Here is a 572-nt window from a genome sequence, read left to right on the forward strand (position 1 = left end):
CGATCTCGACTTCGTCCTGAATCTTGACGATGCCGCGCTCGATGCGTCCGGTGGCCACGGTGCCGCGCCCGGTGATGGTGAACACGTCTTCGACCGGCATCAGGAAGGCCTTGTCGGTGTCACGCTCAGGGGTGGGGATGTAGCTGTCGATGGCGTCCAGCAGTTCCCAGATGTGGTCCACCCACTTGTCTTCACCACGGGCGGTCTTGGGGTTTTTCTGCAGGGCTTCGAGGGCCTGCAACGCGCTGCCCTTGACCACCGGCAGATCGTCGCCGGGGAACTCGTACTTGGAGAGCAGCTCGCGCACTTCCATTTCCACGAGTTCCAGCAGTTCTTCGTCGTCGACCATGTCGACTTTGTTCATGAAGACGACCATGTAGGGAATGCCCACCTGACGGCCCAGCAGGATGTGCTCGCGGGTCTGAGGCATGGGGCCGTCAGCAGAGCTGACGACCAGGATGGCGCCGTCCATCTGGGCCGCGCCGGTGATCATGTTCTTGACGTAGTCGGCGTGACCGGGGCAGTCGACGTGGCTGTAGTGGCGGCTCTCGGTCTGGTACTCGACGTGCGAG

General features: G+C 62.6%; 1 protein-coding gene. It reads right to left on the reverse strand.

Features of this window, described 5'->3' with window-relative positions:
• A partial coding sequence (locus FHR04_RS20815) for a GTP-binding protein (RefSeq protein ID WP_249039250.1) occupies positions 1 to 572 on the reverse strand: 572 nt, incomplete at both ends.

The sequence above is a fragment of the Deinococcus radiopugnans ATCC 19172 genome (assembly GCF_006335125.1).
In the GTDB taxonomy this organism is placed as follows: domain Bacteria; phylum Deinococcota; class Deinococci; order Deinococcales; family Deinococcaceae; genus Deinococcus; species Deinococcus radiopugnans.